This window comes from Variovorax robiniae, assembly GCF_037889955.1.
Taxonomy (GTDB): domain Bacteria; phylum Pseudomonadota; class Gammaproteobacteria; order Burkholderiales; family Burkholderiaceae_C; genus Variovorax; species Variovorax robiniae.
In genome coordinates, this window is sequence record NZ_JBBKZS010000014.1 from 18,702 (window position 1) to 35,868 (window position 17,167).

17 protein-coding genes and 1 tRNA gene are annotated in these 17,167 nt (G+C 64.1%); 6 read left to right on the top strand and 12 right to left on the bottom strand.

Features of this window, described 5'->3' with window-relative positions; genetic code table 11:
- Window positions 1-8 precede the first annotated feature (8 nt).
- Together WKW79_RS25815 and WKW79_RS25820 are read left to right on the top strand one after the other, a co-directional pair.
- Window positions 9-644 carry a TetR/AcrR family transcriptional regulator gene (locus WKW79_RS25815; RefSeq protein ID WP_340338082.1) on the top strand — a complete coding sequence of 212 codons (636 nt, stop codon included), beginning with the start codon at window positions 9-11 and terminating at the stop codon, window positions 642-644.
- A 26-nt stretch (window positions 645-670) separates the two neighbouring features.
- Window positions 671-1,447: an esterase/lipase family protein gene (locus WKW79_RS25820; RefSeq protein ID WP_340338083.1), complete on the top strand. Its 777-nt coding sequence runs from the start codon at window positions 671-673 to the stop codon at window positions 1,445-1,447.
- A gap of 19 nt (window positions 1,448-1,466) precedes the next feature.
- Here WKW79_RS25820 and WKW79_RS25825 read toward each other — a convergent pair whose 3' ends face one another.
- The 6 genes from WKW79_RS25825 to WKW79_RS25850 all read right to left on the bottom strand — a co-directional run bounded on the left by WKW79_RS25825 (window position 1,467) and on the right by WKW79_RS25850 (window position 5,797).
- Window positions 1,467-1,643, bottom strand: coding sequence for a DUF3606 domain-containing protein (locus WKW79_RS25825; RefSeq protein ID WP_340338084.1), 177 nt, complete (start codon window positions 1,641-1,643; stop codon window positions 1,467-1,469).
- Window positions 1,644-1,846: 203 nt separating this feature from the next.
- Complete coding sequence (locus WKW79_RS25830) at window positions 1,847-3,463, bottom strand: wax ester/triacylglycerol synthase family O-acyltransferase (protein ID WP_340338085.1); 1,617 nt, start codon at window positions 3,461-3,463, stop codon at window positions 1,847-1,849.
- Window positions 3,460-4,419, bottom strand: coding sequence for an alpha/beta hydrolase (locus tag WKW79_RS25835; protein WP_340338086.1), 960 nt, complete (start codon window positions 4,417-4,419; stop codon window positions 3,460-3,462). The genes WKW79_RS25830 and WKW79_RS25835 overlap by 4 nt, the downstream gene beginning before the upstream one ends.
- Entirely contained in the window at window positions 4,406-4,585 is a 180-nt protein-coding gene (locus tag WKW79_RS25840) for a hypothetical protein (RefSeq protein ID WP_340338087.1), read from the bottom strand. The genes WKW79_RS25835 and WKW79_RS25840 overlap by 14 nt, the downstream gene beginning before the upstream one ends.
- Before the next feature lie 277 nt (window positions 4,586-4,862).
- Window positions 4,863-4,938: transfer RNA gene (locus WKW79_RS25845), tRNA-Asn, on the bottom strand.
- 58 nt (window positions 4,939-4,996) lie between these two features.
- Window positions 4,997-5,797: an IclR family transcriptional regulator domain-containing protein gene (locus WKW79_RS25850; protein ID WP_422823967.1), complete on the bottom strand. Its 801-nt coding sequence runs from the start codon at window positions 5,795-5,797 to the stop codon at window positions 4,997-4,999.
- Window positions 5,798-5,889: 92 nt separating this feature from the next.
- Between WKW79_RS25850 and pobA the strand changes: the two genes are divergently transcribed.
- The 4 genes from pobA to WKW79_RS25870 are packed head-to-tail and all read left to right on the top strand — an operon-like array spanning window position 5,890 to window position 9,443.
- A complete protein-coding gene (gene pobA / locus WKW79_RS25855) occupies window positions 5,890-7,071 on the top strand; it encodes a 4-hydroxybenzoate 3-monooxygenase (RefSeq protein WP_340338089.1) in 1,182 nt (393 codons plus the stop codon).
- Between the two features lie 39 nt (window positions 7,072-7,110).
- On the top strand, window positions 7,111-7,863 hold the full coding sequence (gene aat, locus WKW79_RS25860) for a leucyl/phenylalanyl-tRNA--protein transferase (RefSeq protein WP_340338090.1): 753 nt from the start codon (window positions 7,111-7,113) through the stop codon (window positions 7,861-7,863).
- Window positions 7,860-8,609 (top strand): arginyltransferase, encoded by a 750-nt coding sequence (locus tag WKW79_RS25865; RefSeq protein WP_340338091.1) that lies wholly within the window; start codon window positions 7,860-7,862, stop codon window positions 8,607-8,609. The genes aat and WKW79_RS25865 overlap by 4 nt, the downstream gene beginning before the upstream one ends.
- A 33-nt stretch (window positions 8,610-8,642) precedes the next feature.
- The gene (locus WKW79_RS25870) at window positions 8,643-9,443 is read left to right on the top strand and encodes an IclR family transcriptional regulator (protein WP_340338092.1); all 801 of its coding nucleotides are present in this window, start codon (window positions 8,643-8,645) and stop codon (window positions 9,441-9,443) included.
- Window positions 9,444-9,495: 52 nt separating this feature from the next.
- Here the strand turns inward: WKW79_RS25870 and WKW79_RS25875 are convergent, their stop codons facing one another.
- From WKW79_RS25875 to ilvN, 6 genes are all read right to left on the bottom strand, one after another.
- The gene (locus WKW79_RS25875) at window positions 9,496-10,674 is read right to left on the bottom strand and encodes a serine hydrolase (protein ID WP_340338093.1); all 1,179 of its coding nucleotides are present in this window, start codon (window positions 10,672-10,674) and stop codon (window positions 9,496-9,498) included.
- A 116-nt stretch (window positions 10,675-10,790) separates the two neighbouring features.
- The gene (locus WKW79_RS25880) at window positions 10,791-12,329 is read right to left on the bottom strand and encodes a 2-isopropylmalate synthase (RefSeq protein WP_340338094.1); all 1,539 of its coding nucleotides are present in this window, start codon (window positions 12,327-12,329) and stop codon (window positions 10,791-10,793) included.
- A 37-nt stretch (window positions 12,330-12,366) separates the two neighbouring features.
- Window positions 12,367-14,070: a 2-isopropylmalate synthase gene (gene leuA / locus WKW79_RS25885; RefSeq protein ID WP_340338095.1), complete on the bottom strand. Its 1,704-nt coding sequence runs from the start codon at window positions 14,068-14,070 to the stop codon at window positions 12,367-12,369.
- A 177-nt stretch (window positions 14,071-14,247) separates the two neighbouring features.
- Window positions 14,248-15,072 (bottom strand): CDP-diacylglycerol--serine O-phosphatidyltransferase, encoded by an 825-nt coding sequence (gene pssA, locus WKW79_RS25890; RefSeq protein WP_340338096.1) that lies wholly within the window; start codon window positions 15,070-15,072, stop codon window positions 14,248-14,250.
- 240 nt (window positions 15,073-15,312) lie between these two features.
- Window positions 15,313-16,329: a ketol-acid reductoisomerase gene (gene ilvC, locus WKW79_RS25895; protein ID WP_340338097.1), complete on the bottom strand. Its 1,017-nt coding sequence runs from the start codon at window positions 16,327-16,329 to the stop codon at window positions 15,313-15,315.
- Window positions 16,330-16,501: 172 nt separating this feature from the next.
- Window positions 16,502-16,993 carry an acetolactate synthase small subunit gene (ilvN, locus tag WKW79_RS25900; RefSeq protein ID WP_213959179.1) on the bottom strand — a complete coding sequence of 164 codons (492 nt, stop codon included), beginning with the start codon at window positions 16,991-16,993 and terminating at the stop codon, window positions 16,502-16,504.
- Window positions 16,994-17,167: the final 174 nt, after the last annotated feature.

Genomic DNA, 17,167 nt, shown 5'->3' on the forward strand with positions numbered 1-17,167 from the left:
TATCGCCTGTGGCCAGTTCCAACACCCGTGAGCGGATTCTCCAAACGAGTCTGGCGCTGTTCAACGCGCACGGATTGCCGTCGGTGTCCACACACCGCATTGCTGCCGAGATGGGCATCAGCACCGGCAACCTCCACTACCACTTCAAGACCAAGCGACTGATCGTCGAATGGCTGTTCCGTCGTTTCGACGACCGGCTCGCGACCATTGACGAGGCCGGCGTCGGCGTTCGCGCGATCGATGACCTCTGGCTGGCGCTGCACCTGCGCTTCGAGGCCATCAGCGAATATCGCTTCGTCTACCGCGACATGGCCCACCTCGAGAGCGAGTACCCCGAGACGGCCGACAAGTCCCGCGCCCTGATGGCGCGCAACCTGCTGAACGCCCGCGCGTTGTGCGAGAACCTCGCCGCCCTCGGCGTCATCAATGCCTCCGCCGAAGAGGCCGAGATGCTGGCGCTGCAGATCGTCTTCACCACCACCTGCTGGCTTTCGTTCGAGCGGTTGGTCACGCAGAATGCGGCCTCGACGCGGCCGTCCGACACTGGGCTCGCCGCGTACTACACGCTGACCTTGCTCACGCCGTACGTCGATCCGCAGTCGCGGGCGTACCTCGACTACCTGCGCTCCAAGTACGTGCAATAGCCACGCTGTTCACCAATCAGAGTTCCATGGCTCGCCCCGCTTCCCCACCCTCCATCAAGCCTCCTTCGCGTCTTCTGCAGATCGCCGAATTGCGCGCAGGCTGGGAGCTGGGCGCCACCTTGTCGCTCTGGCCGCTGCTCAAGCTCGCGCCCAAGGGCGACGGGCATCCCGTGCTCGTGCTGCCCGGACTGGGCGCCGGGGACCGGTCGACGCAACTGCTGCGCCGCTACCTGCGCGGGCGTGGCTACGACGTTCATGGCTGGGGCCTGGGGCGCAACCTCGGCCCACGGGAAGGTGTCGAGGCCGGCATGTTCAAGCTGCTCGAATCGCTGCACAAGAAAGACGGCCGCAAGGTCAGCCTGGTCGGCTGGAGCCTGGGCGGTGCCTACGCGCGCCTGCTGGCATCGAAGCGGCCGGCGCTGGTGCGCTGCGTCATCACGCTCGGCAGCCCCTTCGCCGCCGGCCCGCGTTCGACGAACGCGTGGAACATCTACGAAGAAGTGAGCGGGCAGAGTTCCGACGACCAGACGCGCATGAAGCATGTGCGCCCCACGCCGCCCGTGCCCACCACCTCCATCTTCAGCCGCAGCGACGGTGTGGTCGCCTGGCGCGGCAGCCTTGAAAAGCCGGGCCCGACCGCCGAGAACGTCGAGGTCTTCGCCAGCCACGTCGGCCTGGGCGCCAATCCTTCCGTGCTGCTTGCCATCGCGGACCGCCTCGCCCAGCCCGAGGGCGCCTGGAAGCCCTTCACCCGCAAGGCGCTCGGTGCGCTGATCTATCCCAACCCGCACCGCCGCCTTTGACAGCGGTGGCGCGGGCCGATCACTTGACACCCAGGTAGTCGCGAATGTCTTGCAGCGACTCGCCCGCAGCCGCCACGGCGTAGCGCAACTGCATTTCGGACACGCCGAACTCCCGGGTCCAGAACAGGATTTGCCTGGGCTCGGTCACGTCAATGAACGGCTGGGAAAGTGTCGCGGGTTCCGTGGCAGGTGTCATGGTGATCTCCGTGGGAGGATGAACGGAGCGTGCCGACACCGGTCGTCCGGTGTGCCGGAAAAAGCCGCATGCGGATGCAGGAAGCCGGCGAAAGCGCCATGAAAAAGCCTGCTGTCGAATCGAACAGCAGGCTTCTCTTGCGGGGCTCCCGGCCTTGGCATTGCACCGGCCAGCGTTGCTGCGCCGGCGCGGTTTTCAACCCATCATGCGGCGGCGGCCGAGTCGGCCAAGGCTTCGGTTGGCGTGTCGGCCGGAACGTCGACGGGTGCGCCAGCGGTCACAGGGGCGGCCGGCTTTGCACGCTTGCGCGCAGGCGCCTTCTTCGCCGGCGCGCTGGCCGCCGACTTGGCAACCGCACGGCGGGGCTTCGTGGCCACCGCGACCTCCTTCTTCGCAGGGGCCTTGCGGGCACGCTTGACCGGCGCCTCTTCGACCTCCTTCGCCGCGGGCGCGGGCGCCTTGCCCGCCGTGAGTTCTTCCAGGGCCTGGGCCATCAACCTGGCGAGATGCTGCGGATCGGGAATCGTCTTGTTCTGCGAGGTGATGCCCACGTGGATCTGCCCGGCGTTCGAGACCAGCGTGACGCTCAGCCCCATGCCAACGCTCAGCACATTCACCGGGAACACTGCCAGCATCTTCGAGCCGCCCAGGTACATCGGCTTGTTCGCGCCCGGCACATTCGAGATCACCATGTTGGCCAGCGGACGCTTGACGCCCAGCTTGCCCAAGGCTTGTGCCAAGGCGTAGATCGCCACGCTGTAGCCTCCCGCGGCCGATTTCGACATGGCCTTGACCTCGGTCTTGGCGTCCTTCATGGCGTCCACGACCTGCTTGAGGCGCGGCGCGATGGCGGCCCCGGATTCGCCCATCGGCACCACCACCGCGGAGATCCGGGTCGTGGCTTCCAGGTCGCCGGGCTCGCGCAGGTTGACGGGCACCAGCGCCAGCAGGCGCTTGTCCAGCGGTTGCTTGCGTTCCTTCAGGTAGGTGTGCACCGCCGAATCAACCAGCGCCATCGCCGCATCATTCAGCGTGCCGCCGGCCGCCTTGCCCGCGATGCGCATCGGCTCCAGCGGCAAGGTCACGCGCGCGAATGAACGACCCTGCTGGATCGGCACATTGAACAGCGTCATCGGTGCCTCGAAAGGCAGGCTGCCGGAAGCCGGCGCGCCGCCTGCGCGGGCCAGCGCCTTCTTCCAGAAGCTGGTGGACAGGTCCATCGCCACCTTGTAGCGATTCAGCAGGTCGGTGGTGGTGCCCCCCAGAAGGGACACCAGGCCCTTCGGCGCTTCCTGGCGCGGCTTGCTGCCCACGTTCACGGCAAAGAAGGGCACGCCGATCGGATCTGCCGGATCGGCAGAGACTCCCGCCAGGATGCGCGCGATGGCGGACGCCCCGTCGATGATGGAGTGGTGGATCTTCACGTACATGGCGAAGCGATTGCCCGCCACCCCTTCGACGATGCACATCTGGAACAACGGCTGGCTCCGATCGAAGGCCACGCTGTGCCAGCGCTCGACCAACTCGTCGAGTTGCTTCTCCGAACCCGGCGCGGGCAACGCGTGATGTTGGACGTGATAGTTCATGTCCATGTCCTTGGCATCCACCCAGCGCGGGCGCGAGGACAGCGACATCTTCGGAATCACGTTGAACGGGTAGATGGGCTTGGCGTCGCGGTAGCGCTGCACGAGGTCGGCGATGGTCCAGCCCGACTTGGCAGAGGGGTTCTCGAACAGCAGCACGCCTGCCACATGCTGCGGGGTCTCGCGAGACTCCGCCAGCAGGAACAGCATGTCAATGGTGGGAATCGGTCGGCTCATGTTGTTGTCTCCTTTGGTTTGGTTGTAGTGATATGTCTGACGAAGGCCTCCACCTGGTTGAGTGCAGCCTGGGATTCATTCAGGAACTTGGCGACCTGGAACACGTGCGGCAGGTCGTGCCAGATGGAGATCTCTGCGCGGCCGCCCGCGGCGCGCACCTTCTCCACGAAGCGGCGCGAGTCGTCGAGCAGCAGTTCGGTGTCGCTCACCTGCATGAGCAACGGGGGCAGGCCCCGCAGGTCGCCATGGAGAGGCGAGACCCACGGATTGTTCACCTGCGCGGGATCGCTCAGGTATTGCGACTGCACGAAGGAAGCCGCTTGCGGCATGAACATCACGTCCTTCAGCGCATTCATGCGGACCGAGTCGCCCGTGAACGCCAGATCGGTTGCGGCTGAAAACGTGAAGGCACAAGCTGGAAGCGGCAGGCCTTCGTCGCGCGCGCGCAGCAAGGTCGTCAGCGTCAGGTTGCCGCCCGCGGAGTCCCCTGCGATCATGAATTGCGAAGGCTCGACGCCTTGCGCGAGCACATGCTTGTAAGCGGCCAGGCAATCGTCCGAACCCACCGGAAAGCGGAAGTCTGGCGCCAGCCGATAGTCGGGCAGGAAGACGCGCGCCTCGAGTTGCTGCGCCAGGCGCCGCGCAAACCCCCGGTACAGGCGCGGCGCGCGCGTGATCCAGGCGCCACCATGCAAGTAGAGCAAGACCCGCTTGGGCGCGACGCCCAAGGGCTCGAACCATTCGCCTTCGCAATGCTGAGGGATGTATTCGGGCCGGCCAGGCATGGCGTCGCGCGCGGGCAAGCGGGCACTCAACTGGTCCATCATGTGCTGCATGTCCGCAGCCGTGAGATGGGGGCGCTCCCACATGGGACGGGCCTGCTTGCGCAGCATCCAGTTGAACGCCTTGCGCTTCATCCAACCCCAGACGCTGTTGCCGGTATCAGCCTGCTGCATTTGCGCGCACTCCCCACTCGTGAATCGCGCCTTCGATGCGAACCGCGCCGAGGGGCGAGACTGCCGCGGGCAGCATACAAGCCATCAGCCCGCCGGCGAAACAAATTGAGCGTTCGTCAGGCGTGAGCGAGGCGCTGCGCCAAAGATTGGCAGCGGTATTGAGCACGGGTTTCCTCCTTGAATTTGCGAAATCGGGTTTCATTGCGCAGGCCGCGTCCGCACGTTGGACCTTTCGTTCGCCCGGCCGGCGCGGCAGTACCGAAAGTGTAGGGTTGTTTTGCGCCAATCTGAACTCCCAATCGCGTGCTTGCGTATTAGTCGACCAATGCAAGCCTTGAGCGACTGCGAAGCAACAGGCGCCCGGCAACATGTCCGACGAGGCAAATGCAAAAAGCCCACAGTCTTGCGACTGCGGGCTTTTGGGTTGCCTTGCGGCTTTGTCTTGGCTCCTCGACCTGGGCTCGAACCAGGGACCTACGGATTAACAGTCCGGCGCTCTACCAACTGAGCTATCGAGGAATATTGAATATTGCTGAGCCTCGAATTATAGCGTGGTTTTTTCGGACTTCTCAAGAACTCACAACATCGCGCGAACTTCTCTCGCAGCTTCAAACAAAAGTGGTAAGAGCTCGTGCTGCAACTGCGCCTCCGAACGCGGCCCGCCCGCAAGCACGACGTTGAGCGCCGCCACGGTGTGACCGTGCATGTTGCGCAACGGCACGGCCATGGCCTGCACGCCCAGTTCATGCTCCTCTGTCGCGATGCAATAGTCATCGGCGCGCACCTGCGCGATGCGCTGTCGCAGCGCCTTGGTCTGCGTCAGCGTGTGTGGCGTCAAGCGAGGCAGCAGACGCCCCTTGAGCCATGCACCAAGATTCGCAGCGCTCATCGACGCGAGGAGCACGCAGCCCGTCGACGTGGCATGCACAGGCAATCGCGCACCCAGGTGCAGGCCGTAGGCCAGCGCGCGCGTCGGCGCGCCGTAGTTGCCACTGCGCGCAACGATGACCACCTCCTCCCCGTCCAGCACGACCGCCGAGAACGACTCATGCGTTTGCGCGGCCAGGCGATTGAGCGTGGGCTGCAAGGCGCGCGGCAACCTCGATGACGCCAGGTAGCTGCCCGAAAACCGCAACACCTTCGGCGACATCCAGAAATAGCTGCCATCCGTCTCCAGGTAGCCAAGGTGCGTCAGCGTCAGCAGATGGCGACGCGCCGCCGCACGGGTCAGCCCGGCACGCGCCGCCGCCAGCGTCGCATTGAGGCGCTGGCGCTCGGTATCGAAGCTCTCCAGCACCGCCATGCCCTTGGCGATGCCTTCGATGAAATCAGGTTTGGCGATGGTCACTCGGCTACTCGATCGTTGCTGCGCGATCATCGCGCAGCTATGCCAATCATCGCACACAGCCCTCGCGCCGGGCTTCTGCCTTCGACGCCCGCCGCCTACGCTTGGGCGATTCAGGAGACACCATGAAAACGCAAGTCGTCATCATCGGCGCTGGCCCCGCGGGCCTGTTGCTCGGGCAGCTTTTGTACCGCGCCGGCATCGACAACATCATTCTCGAACGCCAGAGCGGCGACTACGTGCTGGGCCGCATCCGTGCCGGCGTGCTGGAGCAGGTCACCATGGACCTGCTGCACCAGGCCGGCGTCGATACACGCGCGCACGACGAAGGCCTGCCGCACGAAGGCATCGAGCTGCTCTTCAAGGATGCCCGGCACCGCATCGACCTGCACGGCCTGACGGGTGGCAAGCAGGTCACCGTGTACGGCCAGACCGAGGTCACGCGGGACCTGATGGCGGCCCGGGCGGCAGAAGGCCTCACGACGATCTACACCGCCGCACCCGTCAGCCTGCACGACTTCGACACTGCCAAGCCCACCGTCCGATACCAGAAGGATGGCGCCACACACGAGATCGCCTGCGATTTCATCGCCGGCTGCGACGGCTACCACGGCATCAGCCGCGCCAGCGTGCCCGGCGATGCGCTGCATCTCTACGAAAAGGTCTACCCCTTCGGATGGCTCGGCGTCCTGGCCGACGTGCCGCCGGTCTCGCACGAATTGATCTATGCCAACACCTCGCGCGGCTTCGCGCTGTGCAGCATGCGCAGCGAGCACCGCAGCCGCTATTACCTTCAGGTGGCGAGCGACCAGAAAGTCGAGAACTGGAGCGACGAGTCCTTCTGGAATGAACTGCGCCTTCGCCTCGACCCCGAAGCCTGCGAGCGCCTGGTCACCGGGCCATCGCTGGAAAAGAGCATCGCGCCACTGCGCAGCTTCGTCGCCGAGCCGATGCGCTTCGGCAGCCTTTTCCTTGCCGGCGACGCCGCCCACATCGTTCCACCCACCGGCGCCAAGGGCCTCAATCTCGCGACCGCCGACGTCGGCTTCCTGTCGCGGGCTCTCGAGATCCACTACCGCGAAGGCAGCCAATCCGCCCTCGATCGCTATTCCGAGTTGTGCCTGCGCCGCGTCTGGAAGGCCGAGCGCTTCTCGTGGTGGTTCACCTCGCTGATGCACCGCTTCCCGGAGAACGGCGAGTTCGGCCAGAAGATCCAGGAGGCCGAACTCGACTACCTCGTCAACTCCCGCGCCGCGTCCACGTCGCTCGCAGAAAACTACGTAGGACTGCCATTGGAATCCTTCTGAACCCGAGGGAAGACACGCAAACGCGTGTATACCTCCGGCATGCAAATCACATGGATCGCGCCCGGCGAATCGCTGCCTGACCCGGCCCTGGCCTGGGGCCCGGATGCGCCCGTGCCCGGCCTGCTCGCTGCCGGCGGAGAACTGGGCGTGGAGCGCTTGCTCGAGGCCTATGGCAATGCGATCTTTCCGTGGTTCAGCGACAACCAGCCGATCCTCTGGTGGAGCCCCGACCCGCGCATGGTGCTGGAGGTGGCGCGCTTTCGCCTGCACCGTTCGTTGCGCAAGACGCTCGAGAGGTTTCGCCGCCAGGACGGCTACGAAGTGCGCATCGACCACGACTTCGAGGCTGTGATCCGGGCTTGCGCGGCCGCGCCGCGCGCCGGCCAGTCCGGCACCTGGATCGTGCCGGACATGGTGGAAGCCTACCTCGGCCTGCATCGGGCCGGCCATGCGCACAGCGTCGAGACCTGGATCGACGGTCGATTGGCCGGCGGACTCTATTGCGTGGCGATTGGCCGGGCGGTGTTCGGCGAATCCATGTTTGCGCGCCAGGCCGATGCATCCAAGATCGCCCTGGCGGCGCTGGTGAGTTTCTGTCGCCGGCACGGGATGCCCATGATCGACTGCCAGCAGAACACGACCCACCTGGCCAGCCTTGGCGCCCGGGAAATGCCGCGCAGCGCCTTCATCTCGCACGTAGCGCGCGCTCGCCGACAAGAGGGCCCCGCATGGCATTTCGACCCTTTATACTGGGACGAACTCCTGCTTGCGCGACCTTTGCCACTGACGTGACGCACCTCAAGGATCTTCCGCTCCACACGCTGCAGTTCTATGCCACTGCGCCCTATCCGTGCAGCTACCTGCCGGACCGGCAGGCGCGCTCCCAGGTCGCCACGCCCAGCCACCTGATCCACAACGACGCGTACTCCGACCTCGTGCTCGCGGGCTTCAGGCGCAGCGGCATGTTCACCTATCGCCCCTATTGCGACGGTTGCCGTGCGTGCGTACCGCTGCGCGTGAAGGTGGATGAGTTCAAGCCCACGCGCAGCCAGCGTCGCGCCATGTCGCGCCACGGCAACCTGCAGGCACGCGTGCTCAAGCTCTGCTTCGTGCCCGAGCACTACCAGCTCTACCTGCGCTACCAGAACGGCCGCCACGCGGGCGGCGGCATGGACCACGACAGCATCGACCAGTACACGCAGTTCCTGCTGCAAAGCCGGGTCAATTCACGCCTCGTGGAATTTCGCGAAACCCTGCCCGACGGCAGCGCGGGCGCCCTCAAGATGGTGTCCATCCTGGATGTGCTGAACGACGGACTCTCGGCGGTCTACACCTTCTACGAGCCCGATGCGGGCGCGGGCTACGGCAACTACGGTGTGCTGTGGCAGATCGCCCAGGCCCGCACGCTGGGGCTGCCGCATGTCTACCTGGGCTACTGGATCGCCGGCAGCGCCAAGATGAACTACAAGGCCCTCTATACGCCACACGAATTGCTGGTAGACGGCCGTTGGCAAGCGCAAGACGATTTCACAAAGTAAAATGGCAGGCGATACAACCCCGTACCGCCGCCCATGAGAAAACCCCAATCCGACGTCACCGCGACACCTGTCATCCAGGTGATCGAACGCATGTTTGCCTTGATCGACGTGCTGGCCTCCCGCGAGGAAGCCATCTCGCTCAAGGAGATCAGCGAGAAAACCGGATTGCACCCCTCCACGACCCACCGCATCCTCAACGACCTGGCCGTGGGCCGCTTTGTGGACCGGCCGGAAGCCGGCAGCTACCGGTTGGGCATGCGCCTGCTGGAACTGGGCAACCTGGTCAAAGGCCGACTCAACGTGCGCGACGCCGCATTGACGCCCATGCGCGAACTGCACAAGCTCACCCAACAGCCGGTCAACCTGAGCATGCGCCAAGGTGACGAGATCGTGTACATCGAGCGCGCCTACAGCGAGCGCTCCGGCATGCAGGTGGTCCGCGCCATCGGTGGCCGCGCCCCGCTTCACCTCACCTCCACCGGCAAGCTGTTCCTCGCCGCCGACGACCCCCAGCGCGTGCGCAGCTATGCCACGCGCACCGGCTTGGCGGGCCATACGCGCAACAGCATCACGCAATTGCCGGCATTAGAACGCGAATTGTCGAAAGCCCGCCAGTACGGCATTGCCCGCGACAACGAGGAACTGGAACTGGGTGTGCGCTGCATGGCCGCCGGCATCTACGACGACCAGGGCAAGCTCATCGCCGGCCTGTCGATCTCGGCACCGGCAGACCGTCTCGATGACGGCTGGCTGCCGAAGCTGCAAGCCACCGCCAACGAGATCTCAGGTGCGCTCGGTCACAGCACTGACGCGCCGGCCGCAACGTCGGCCTGAGATTTATCTTTTGACGAAGTAGCCGCCGCAGCCACTGCGGCGGTGGTCTCGGTCAGCCTGCCGCGCCGACCGTCAAGGCTTGATGGCGTGCCGCAGGCGTCGACATCAATTGAGTGGCCTCCACCCAGCGGCGGACGCGCTCCGCATCACCGATGCGGCTCAGTTTGCCGGCCGAATCCAGGAACACCATGATCAGCTTGCGTCCGGCGATCTTTGTCTGCATGACCAGGCATTGGCCCGCTTCCGAGATGTAGCCCGTCTTCTGCACGCCGATATCCCAATCCGGGTTCTTCACCAGCCGATTGGTCGTGCTGAACTGCATCATCCGATTGCCGACTTCGACCTGATACTCCGGCGAGGTGGACAACTCGCGCACCGTGGCGTCGGCCGACGCTGCATTCACTAGCAAGGCAAGATCCTGTGCACTCGACTGGTTGCTGCTCGACAAGCCAGTCGGCTCGACATAGCGGGTGTCCTTCATGCCGAGCGAACGCGCCTTGGCATTCATCATGCTCACAAAGGTTGCCAGGCCACCGGGATAAGTGCGACCGAGCGCATGCGCGGCACGGTTCTCGCTGGACATCAGCGCCAGGTGCAGCAACTCGCCACGCGACAAGGTGGTGCCGACGCGCAGGCGCGAGCGGCTGAACTTCTCGGTGTCGATGTCTTCCTCGGTGATCATGATCGGCTCGTCCATCGGCAGACGCGCTTCGCTTACGAGCAGGCCGGTCATCAGCTTGGTCAAGGAGGCAATCGGCAACACGGCATGGTCGTTCTTGCTGAACAGCACTTCGCGCGTGTCCTGGTCGATGACAAGCGCCACGCTCGACTTCAGGTCGAGTTCGTCCTGGCTGTGCAGGCCTGCGAGTTGGCCGTACGAAAGCCTGGCCGGTGCAGCATCCGCCAACCGGACCACGGAGCGGCGCTGCACGGCAACAACTGTCTTGCCGTGGCGCGTGCGAGCCGTGGCCACCACGTTCTTGCCGGCGCGAACCGTGCGGTCGGACTTGTCGGTGCGTGCGGCCTTGGCCGGCGCAGACTTGGCGGTGACGGCCGGCTTTTGCTTGGCTGCGGTACTACTGGCAGTCTTCTTGGCGGAAGCCGCGTCCGAATGCTTGGCCGCCTGTGCTGCGGGCAACAAAAACGCCGTGGCACACAGAGCGACGGCGATCTTGCGGAATGCGGATTGGAACCGCTGGCTGGAAACTCGATGTAGGCGGGCTTCGGGCATTGATAAATCTCCAGCGGGCGAAAGGAAGCGCGCAGTTTAACGAGTTAGAAAAAGACACGCAATATCAGTTACTTGCATTCGCTTCCTCATTCGAAAACAAAGGAACCCTCCAACACCTAACCTTGCGCCGCAATTCTCTCAGCTTGGCTCTGTAACTTGTTGAGGGCGCTCAAATATGCCTTGGCGGAAGCCACGACGATATCGGGATCAGCCCCGACGCCGTTGACCACCCGGCCGGCATTCTGCAAGCGCACAGTTACCTCACCCTGACTTTCGGTCGATCCACTGATCGCATTCACCGAATACAAGACCATCTCCGCCCCGCTCTTCACGTGCGACTCGATCGCCTTCAGCGAGGCGTCGACCGGTCCGTTGCCGTCCGATTCGCCAGTGACTTCCTTGCCGTTGGCCGTGAACACGACGCGTGCCTGCGGCCTCTCGCCAGTTTCGCTGTGTTGGGACAAGGAAACAAATGCAAACTGCTCACCAACGTGCGACCCATCCTCGTCGCTGACCAATGCGAGGATGTCTTCATCAAATATTTCACTCTTGCGGTCGGCCAGCTCCTTGAAGCGGGCAAAGGCAGCGTTGATGTCACCCTCGCTTTCCATGGTCACGCCAAGTTCCTGCAAGCGCTGCTTGAAGGCATTCCGGCCGCTGAGCTTGCCCAGGACGATCTTGTTGGTCGTCCAGCCCACGTCCTCGGCGCGCATGATCTCGTAGGTGTCGCGGGCCTTCAGGACGCCGTCCTGGTGGATGCCCGAGGCGTGGGCAAAGGCATTGGCGCCCACCACCGCCTTGTTCGGCTGCACGACGAAGCCGGTTGTCTGGCTCACCATGCGACTGGCGGCGAGGATGTGCTGGGCATCGATGTTCATCGTCAGGCCGAAGTAGTCCTTGCGGGTCTTCACGGCCATGACGATTTCTTCCAGCGAACAGTTGCCGGCCCGTTCGCCCAAACCGTTGATCGTGCACTCGACCTGCCGCGCGCCGCCCAGCTTGACGCCCGCCAGTGAATTGGCCACTGCCATGCCCAGGTCGTTGTGGCAATGCACCGACCAGATCGCCTTGTCGCTGTTCGGAATACGCTCGCGCAGCGTCTTGATGAAGTTGCCGTAGAGCTCCGGGATCGCGTAGCCCACGGTGTCGGGCACGTTGATCGTCGTCGCGCCTTCGGCGATCACGGCCTCCAGCACGCGGCACAGGAAGTCCATGTCGCTACGGTAGCCGTCCTCCGGGCTGAACTCCACGTCGCCGATCTGGTTGCGCGCGAAGCGCACGGCCAGCTTGGCCTGCTCGAACACCTCGTCGGGCGTCATGCGCAGCTTCTTTTCCATGTGCAGCGGCGACGTCGCAATGAAGGTGTGGATGCGACCACGGGCCGCGCCTTTCAGCGCCTCGGCCGTGCGCGAGATGTCGCGGTCGTTCGCGCGCGCCAGCCCGCACACGGTCGAGTCCTTGATGACGTTGGCGATGGCCTTGACGGCCTCGAAGTCACCATTGGAGCTGGCCGGGAAGCCGGCCTCGATCACGTCGACCTTCAGCCGTTCGAGTTGCCGGGCAATGCGCATCTTCTCGTCGCGCGTCATGGACGCACCCGGGGATTGCTCCCCATCGCGCAAGGTGGTGTCAAAAATGATCAGCTGGTCGGTCATCGTGTCTCTCCGTACTTTGAATATGCCGCTCTGCGCCTCAGGCCGGCTCAGCCACCGATTGTGCGCTGCGCGCGCCCTGCCCCCGCGCACGCTCCAGGCCCGAGACGATGGCTTTCAGCGAGGCCGAAATCGTGTCCGCATCGATGCCCACGCCGAACAGAGTTTGCGACTCGTCGACACGCAATTCAAGATAGGCCACCGCCTGTGCGTCGGCGCCGGCGCCAATCGCATGCTGGTGATAGTCGATCACGCGCACGGCATGGCCGGTGGCATCGACAAGTGCATGGATGAAGGCATCGATCGGCCCGTTGCCGCGGCCCTCGATGTGGCAGGTCTCGCCGTCCCATTGCAGGTCGCCGCGCAGCACGATCGATGCGCCTGCACCCTCGCCCTGCTCTTCCAGCACGCGGTGCTGCAAGGCATGCACCGTCTTCAAGCCGTACTCGCGCTCGAACAGGGCGTAAAGGTCGGCCGCACTCAATTCCTTGCCGGCCACGTCCATCACGCGCTGCACCGTCTGCATGAACTCCATCTGCAGGCGGCGCGGCATCTCGATGCCGTATTCGCTTTCGAGCAGGTAGGCCATTCCGCCCTTGCCCGACTGGCTGTTGACGCGGATCACGGCTTCGTAGCTGCGGCCCACGTCCTTCGGGTCGATGGGCAGATAAGGCATGTCCCACATGTCGCCCTCCTTGCGCGCCGAGAACGCCTTCTTGATCGCGTCCTGGTGCGAGCCCGAGAACGAGGTGTAGACCAAGTCACCGACATACGGATGACGCGGATGCACCGGGATCTGGTTGCAGTGCTCGACCGTCGCGCGGATGTCGTCGATGCGGGAGAAGTCCAGTTCCGGCGACACGCCCTGCGTGTAGAGATTGAGCGCGACGTTGACCAGGTCCAGGTTGCCGGTGCGCTCACCATTGCCGAACAGGCAGCCTTCGATACGGTCGGCGCCGGCCATCAGCGCGAACTCGCCGGCCGCCGTGCCCGTGCCGCGGTCGTTGTGCGGGTGGACCGAGAGCACGATGCCGTCACGACGCGCGAGGTTGCGATGCATCCACTCGATCATGTCCGCGAAGATGTTCGGCGTGGAATGCTCGACGGTGGAAGGCAGGTTGATGATGCACTGGTTCTGCGGCGTCGCGCCCCATACCTCGGTGACCGCATCGACCACCCGCTTGGAGAACGCGAGATCGGTGCCCGAGAACATTTCGGGCGAGTACTGGAAGGTCCATTGCGTGAGCGGCTGCTTCGCCGCGCAGTCCTTGAACATCTCGGCATGCGTCGTGGCGAGCTCGACGATCTCATCCTCGCTCATGCCCAGCACCACCTTGCGCATCACCGGCGCGACGGCGTTGTAGAGGTGGACGATGGCACGCGGTGCGCCCTGCAACGATTCGAAAGTGCGCGTGATGAGATGGTCGCGCGCCTGAGTCAGCACCTGGATCGTCACGTCATCGGGAATGCGGTCTTCCTCGATGAGCTTGCGCACGAAGTCGAATTCCACCTGCGAGGCCGACGGAAAACCGACCTCGATCTCCTTGAAGCCGATGGCCACGAGTTGCTCGAACATGCGCATCTTCCGCGCAATGTCCATGGGCTCCACCAGCGCCTGGTTCCCGTCGCGCAGGTCCGTCGACAGCCAGATCGGGGCTTGGGTCAGCACGGCGTCCGGCCAGGTGCGGTCCTTGAGGCCGATCGGTGCGAACGCGCGGTACTTGCGGTCGGGTTGCTTCAACATTTGATTCTCTCCATTGAGGGTGGTGAACCAGCAACCCAAAGCAAAACGGCCCGTTGCTGGTGCGAACGGGCCGTGTGAAAAGGTTTGCGCGTGCGCTACCGTCTCCGCCCGAAGGGGATCAGTAGTAGGGCCAGCGAAATCTTTTGCATGAGGGTGCGGAGTGTAGCAGAGAGAAATTCAGTTGTGCAGGCCGCGCTCGTCGGGTTCGTCGGTCGACGTGCTGATCACACTCACCGGATGGCCCTTGGCCTTGCGCCACGCATACACCACATATCCGCTCAAGCCGTAGGCGACGAATACACCGAACAGCACCGTCGGCGGGTCGATGTTGATGACCGCGATACCCAGCGCAATAAGAACGATCACCGCGAAAGGCACGCTCTTCTTCATCTGGATGTCCTTGAAGCTGTAGAAAGGCGCGTTGGTGACCATCGTCAAGCCCGCGTACAGCGTGAAAGCAAAGGTGAGCCAACTGATCTGGTTCCACGTGAGGTACAGGGCTTCGCCGCCTCGCTTTCCGGACTCGGTCATGAGCCAGATGAACCCGGCGACCATGGCGGCGGCAGCCGGCGACGGCAGACCCTGGAACCAGCGCTTGTCGACCACGCCGGTATTCACATTAAAGCGCGCCAGGCGCAGGGCCGCGCAAGCGCAATAAACGAACGCCGCAATCCAGCCCCAGCGCCCCAATCCCTTGAGCGACCATTCGTAGGCAATCAACGCTGGCGCGGCGCCAAAGGACACCATGTCGGAGAGCGAGTCCATCTGCTCGCCGAAAGCGCTCTGCGTGTTGGTCATGCGGGCCACGCGACCGTCGAGGCTGTCCAGGATCATCGCGGCGCCCACGCCCATCGCGGCCAGGTCGAAGCGCGAATTCATCGCCATGACGATCGAATAGAAGCCACCGAAGAGCGCGGCCAGCGTGAACAGGTTCGGCAGGATGTAGATGCCCTTGCGGCGCTTGCGCGGCAGGACATCGCTGTGCACGGTGTCGTCATGCATCGAATTGGCCTCCAGTGCATACGCCTTGGGCGCATTCAGCTATCAAACTCATAGCAGGATGGGGGTTGATTCGCATCGTGGGCAGTGTAGTTCAGGCGCCATCGCGCGCCAGTAATGAAAAAGGCCACCCGCGAGGGTGGCCAGTTGAGCCCCCAGGGCCGGGCCGCGCCCGGCCCGCCCCCCGAGGGGGATCAAGTCGAGATGGCAAAGCCACATCGACTTGAGTCATCACAGAGGCGCTCAGTTGCGGGTCTGGTCGACCAGCTTGTTCTTCTTGATCCAGGGCATCATCGCGCGCAGCTTGTCGCCGACGACTTCGATCTGGTGCTCGGCGTTCAGGCGGCGGCGGCTGATGAGGGTCGGGGCGCCACCGGCGTTTTCCAGCACGAAGCTCTTGGCGTACTCACCGGTCTGGATGTCCTTGAGCACTTGCTTCATGACCTTCTTGGTCTCTTCCGTCACGATGCGCGGACCGGTGACGTACTCGCCGTATTCGGCGTTGTTCGAGATCGAGTAGTTCATGTTGGCGATGCCGCCTTCATAGATCAGGTCGACGATCAGCTTCAGTTCGTGCAGGCATTCGAAGTACGCCATTTCGGGCGCGTAGCCGGCTTCCACCAGCGTTTCGAAACCGGCCTTGATCAGCTCGACCGTGCCGCCGCACAGGACCGCTTGTTCGCCGAACAGGTCGGTCTCGGTTTCTTCGCGGAAGTTGGTCTCGATGATGCCGGCCTTGCCGCCGCCGTTGGCAGTGGCGTAGCTCAGGGCCAGGTCACGGGCCTTGCCGGACTTGTCCTGGTGCACGGCCACGAGGTGGGGCACGCCGCCGCCTTGCGCGTAGGTGCTGCGCACCGTGTGGCCCGGGGCCTTGGGCGCGACCATCCACACGTCGAGGTCGGCGCGCGGCTGCACGAAGCCGTAGTGCACATTGAAGCCGTGCGCGAAGACCAGCGAGGCGCCTTCCTTGATGTTCGGAGCGACGTCGTTCTTGTAGACGTTGGCGATCTGTTCGTCGGGCAACAGGATCATGACCACGTCGGCCGACTTCACGGCGTCGGCGACTTCGGCGACCTGCAGGCCGGCCTTGCCGACCTTGTCCCACGAGGCGCCGCCCTTGCGCAGGCCGACCACGACCTTGACGCCGCTGTCATTCAGGTTCTGTGCGTGCGCGTGGCCTTGCGAACCGTAGCCGATGATTGCGACGGTCTTGCCCTTGATGAGGCTGAGGTCCGCGTCCTTGTCGTAATAAACCTTCATGAGATGCTCCTTCGTTGAATTCAGTGTGAGTGGTGGGATGGGGCATTTGCAGAACCCCGGGTGTTTTCCAGAAACACCGCAGGGCCGGCTTTGCCGGACTGCTGGTGTTGCCCCCGGTCGGGGGTTGGCGAAGCGACACGCAGTGCGCGAAGACTGGGGGCGAGCGACATGACTAGACGCGCAGGATGCGCTCGCCGCGGCCAATGCCGCTGGCGCCGGTGCGCACCGTCTCGAGGATCGCGCTGCGCTCGATCGCCTCCAGGAATGCGTCGTTCTTGCCGTGGTCGCCGGTGAGCTCGATGGTGTAGCTCTTGTCGGTGACGTCGATGATGCGGCCGCGGAAGATCTCGGCCATGCGCATCATCTCCTCGCGTTCCTTGCCGACCGCGCGCACCTTCACCATCATGAGCTCGCGCTCGGTGTAGGAGCCTTCGGTGAGGTCGACGACCTTCACGACTTCGATCAGGCGGTTGAGGTGCTTGGTGATCTGCTCGATGACCTCGTCCGAGCCGCTCGTGACGATGGTCATGCGCGAAAGGCTCGCGTCTTCGGTCGGTGCGACCGTGAGCGATTCGATGTTGTAGCCACGGGCCGAGAACAGGCCCACCACGCGGGAGAGTGCGCCGGGCTCGTTCTCGAGCAGGACGGCAATGATGTGTTTCATAAGCGATGGACTCCTCTTTTCGCCGCCCTCCCCCGCGCACGGTAATGCGCGGGCTTGGCGGGCAATAGATTCGTCTTCTGGTTGATTAAAGCGGGATCGGGCAGGCGAACGCAGAGGGCGCGAAGGTCTCGCAGAGGTCGCAAAGGGAGTACCGAAAAATCTTCAATGCCTTCT